Here is a 3,756-nt window from a genome sequence, read left to right on the forward strand (position 1 = left end):
TCCTTGATGAGCAGCGAGCGCGCGGTATCCAGCATCTTGCGCTCACCGAAAGAGAGATCCTTGTCGCCCTTGAGGAGGTAGAGGTCACGAAGCACCTCGGCGATCTCGAACACGGACCCCGTCTTGATCTTCTCCATGTACTCCCGGTAGCGACGGTTCCACGTCGTGGAGTCGACCGAGATGTCCTTCTCCTTCAGGATGGAGTAGACCTGCTTGACGTCGTCCTCGCTGATGATCTCCCGGAGGCCGACCGAGCCCACCTTGTTGATTGGGATCATGATCCGCATCCCATTCTCCAGGATGCGCAGCACGTAGAAGGACTGGCGCTGCCCGGCCACTTCGGTGTGCTCAATCCCCATCACTTCGCCAACGCCCTGCCCGGGATACACCGCTTTGTCGCCGGTCTTGAAGCTCGTCTGCACTCGTTACCGCCTCCTTGGATGGCTCGACACCCGGCCCGCAGAAAGCCAACCACGAGTACCACAATCCACCCCTTCCAGCAACATTGAAGCCTTGACCCGCCCAGAATCTCCCGACTAGCGTGGGGCCTTTGCGTGTGTGCGCTCGCTCGGTAGGGCGAGTCACCACGACGGGACGAATCGGGTTGGTGGGGGGGGTGGATGGTGGGCCGATACTCGTGGCGCGATCTGACCGCGCGTCCTCTCTTCTTCCCCGCTGTGAGCCTCATCCTTGGCGCGGGGTTGGGCTCAAAACCAGGAATTGGCACAGGATTATTCCAGCTTATGGCCGCTTCGGCCGTGGGCCTCGCCTCCCTTTGGCTCGCCCGCCTGCCTGGTGCCCATCTAGGCGTGCTCGTGTGCCTCGGGCTCTCTGGAGCCGGATTGGCGGCCCTGGAGGCGGGGGCCGATGTGCCGCACGCACTCCACGCGGGGGGCACCGCGGTGCTGGAGGGCGAGGTGGAGCGCGTGGAGCGCTTCGAGGACTCCACCCGCCTCCTCGTCGCGGTGGCCCGCGTGGGACAGGGCGCCGGGACGCCCGCCCGTTTCCACGCGAGCTTCTATGCCCAGGGCGAGCCCCCCTCGCTGCTGCCCGGCCAGCGCGTCCGCATGGAGGCCCGACTCAAACCGCTCGAGTCCGCGCTGAATCCCGGAGAAAAGGATTTGTCCGCCATCCGGCGACGGCAGGGGCTCGTCTTCACCGGCAGCTTCCCGTCCGCGGGGCTGCTGGTGCTGTCCCCGCCCTCGGGCTGGCGCCAGGAGCTGGTGCGCACGCAGGCGGGGCTCTCCGAGGCCGTGCGCGCCGTGGCCCCCTCGGCGGACTCCGCGGCCCTCTTCCTCACCCTGGCCGCCGGACAGCGCGCCGCGCTCGACGACACGCTGGAGGAGGACTTCTCTCGGAGTGGACTCGCACACGTACTCAGCGTGAGTGGGCTGCACGTGGCGGCGCTCGCCCTCATGACGCTGGCCCTGCTGCGCTGGCTGCTCGTGCTGGCCGGAGCGCGGCTGCGGGGCCTGCGACGCGTGGATGCCCGCCGCCTGGCCGCCCCCGCCTCGGTGCCCTTCGTCTGGGCCTATGTCGTCTTCACCGGCAACCAGCCGCCCGCGGTGCGCTCGGCGGTGATGGCCACGGTGGTGCTGCTGGGGCTCGCCCTCTGGCGACGGGCCGATGGGCTCAACAGCCTCGCCGCCGCCGCCGCGCTGCTCGTCGCCTGGGGGCCCTCCAGCGTCGCGGACCTGTCGCTGCAGCTGTCCTTCCTCGCCGTCTTCAGCCTGCTGCTGCTCACCCCCGCCCTGCGCGAGGCCGTTCCCCTCCCTCCACCGGATCCACAGGAGTCCCACCGGGTGAAGCGCCTGCTCGCGAGCGCCCGGGAGACGGTGCTGGAGACGTTCTGCGCGAGCCTCGCGGTGACGGTGGCCAGTGTCCCCCTCGTGGCCGGCACCTTCGGCCGCGCGAGCCTCGCGGGGCTCATCTCCAACATCGTCTGCATGCCGCTGTGCGGGCTGCTCACGGGGTTCGCGGCCGGTGGCGCGGCCCTCTACGTGGTGGCGCCGGTGCTGGCCACACCCCTGCTGTGGGGCGGAGCGTGGGTCTCACAGCTGCTCTTGGTGTTCACCCGCTTCTTCGCGCACGTGCCGCTGGCCACGGTGGACCTGCCCGCCTTCAGCACGGCGGCCACCCTGCTCTACGCCGCGGGGCTCGCGTGCTGGGCCCTGGGCGAGCGGCGCTGGCGCCTGGGCGGGCTCCTCGTTCCCATGGCCGTGGCGCTCGTCGTGCTCGTGCCGCGCCTCGCTCCCGAGCCCGGGCTGCGCATCACCTTCCTCTCGGTGGGTCAGGGGGACTCGGTGCTGCTCAGCTCCCGGGGGCACCATGCCCTCGTCGATGGAGGGGGAGTGCCCGGCGGCGCGGATCCGGGGCTCCGCGTCGTCGTCCCCTTCCTGCGCGCCTCGCGCATCGAGCGGCTCGACCTGGCCGTGCTCTCCCATCCGCACCCGGACCATGCGCTCGGGCTCATCTCCACGGTGGAGCAGGTGCCCACCGCGCGCCTCTGGCTCTCCGCGGGCAGCGCGGACGGGCCCCTGTCCCAGAAGCTCGTGGCCGCCGCCGCGGGCGCCCAGGTGGAGGAGGTGCAACTCGGCCACCCGTCCTACTCGCTGGGAGAGGCCACCCTGGAGGTGCTCGGCCCGCCCGAGGATCGCGAGTTGATAGAGGGCGTGAATGACAAGAGCGTGGTGTTCCTCGTGCGCCACGGCGACGTCACCGTGCTGCTCCCCGGCGACGTGGAGGAAGAGGGCGAGGCCGCGCTCCTCGCCAGTGGACGGCTCGGGCCGGTGACGGTGCTGAAGGCGGCGCACCATGGCTCGCGCACCTCGTCCACGGAGGAGTTCCTTGAGCGGCTCCGCCCGCGCTACGTCGTCTTCTGCGTGGGCCGCCGCAACCGCTACGGCTTCCCCCACCCCGAGGTGGAAGCGCGCTACCGGACCCTGGGCACCGAGTGTCTGCGCACGGACGTCCACGGCGCCATCACGCTGGAGAGCGATGGGCACGACATCCGGCTGAGCACCTTCCTGACGCCAGAGCCTCCCGCGCCCTCCGCCCCGGTCGCCTCGCCCACCGAGCCGTGAGCCGGCCCCAGGGCCGAAGTCCTGGGTGAGCAGGGCCGGACGGTGCCATCGCCCGGGAGGGTGAGAGGGGCTCGATGTCCGCCTGAGCACCTTCCAGGCTCCCGAGGCCCTGGTACCCACGACCACGGTTGCCCCGGCGGCCTCCCATCACCACCCTTGAGACGATGATTTCCGACGACCTGGATCTGCGGCAGCTCACCGCCGAACTGAAGCACAGGCTCGCTCCAGGCGAGCCCGTGGGCTATCTGCGCGGCAAGTCGCTCATGCGCGACCTGCTCGTGCACATGAAGGACTTCTCCGAGTACGAGGCGGAGGAGCTCATCGACACCCTCGAGCTGCGCGGCTTCCTGCGCTTCCTGGGAGACCCCACCGAGCGCTCCGTCGCGGACGCCCACTGGGAGATCTCCCCGCACTCGTAGCGCCTACTCGAAGACGAGCCAACCGAAGCGCGGCAGCGCGTGGAAGTCCCCCACGAAGAGTGGCGAGAAGGACTGGCCTTCCACCTGCTGCCGCCCCATGTGCTCCAACCGGTAGAGGTTGAAGCGCCAGCGCTCGCCCTTCTTCGGCGGAAGGTTTGGCACCTCGGCCAGCCGGGCGAAGGGAATCTTCAGCTCCACCCGCCAGCCCTCGTCGCGGTCCGCGGGGTTGTCCACCGTGCCGCGCACCTTCACCG

At 70.2% G+C, this 3,756-nt stretch carries 3 protein-coding genes and 1 pseudogene; 2 read left to right on the top strand and 2 right to left on the bottom strand.

Annotation, left to right across the window (positions count from 1 at the left end):
- Nucleotides 1-422: CarD family transcriptional regulator (locus VF697_RS17720; protein WP_331096510.1), on the bottom strand; the 422-nt coding region annotated here is incomplete at its 3' end.
- A 321-nt stretch (nucleotides 423-743) separates the two neighbouring features.
- On the opposite strand from VF697_RS17720, the gene VF697_RS17725 reads away from it, so the two are divergent.
- Together VF697_RS17725 and VF697_RS17730 are read left to right on the top strand one after the other, a co-directional pair.
- Nucleotides 744-3,083 carry a DNA internalization-related competence protein ComEC/Rec2 gene (locus VF697_RS17725; RefSeq protein WP_414641307.1) on the top strand — a complete coding sequence of 780 codons (2,340 nt, stop codon included), beginning with the start codon at nucleotides 744-746 and terminating at the stop codon, nucleotides 3,081-3,083.
- A gap of 164 nt (nucleotides 3,084-3,247) precedes the next feature.
- Nucleotides 3,248-3,502 (top strand): hypothetical protein, encoded by a 255-nt coding sequence (locus tag VF697_RS17730; RefSeq protein WP_331096515.1) that lies wholly within the window; start codon nucleotides 3,248-3,250, stop codon nucleotides 3,500-3,502.
- A 3-nt stretch (nucleotides 3,503-3,505) separates the two neighbouring features.
- Here VF697_RS17730 and VF697_RS17735 read toward each other — a convergent pair.
- Nucleotides 3,506-3,756: pseudogene (locus VF697_RS17735) on the bottom strand (carbohydrate-binding family 9-like protein); the annotation flags it as partial.

Source organism: Archangium sp. (assembly GCF_036388035.1).
Taxonomy (GTDB): Bacteria; Myxococcota; Myxococcia; order Myxococcales; family Myxococcaceae; genus Archangium.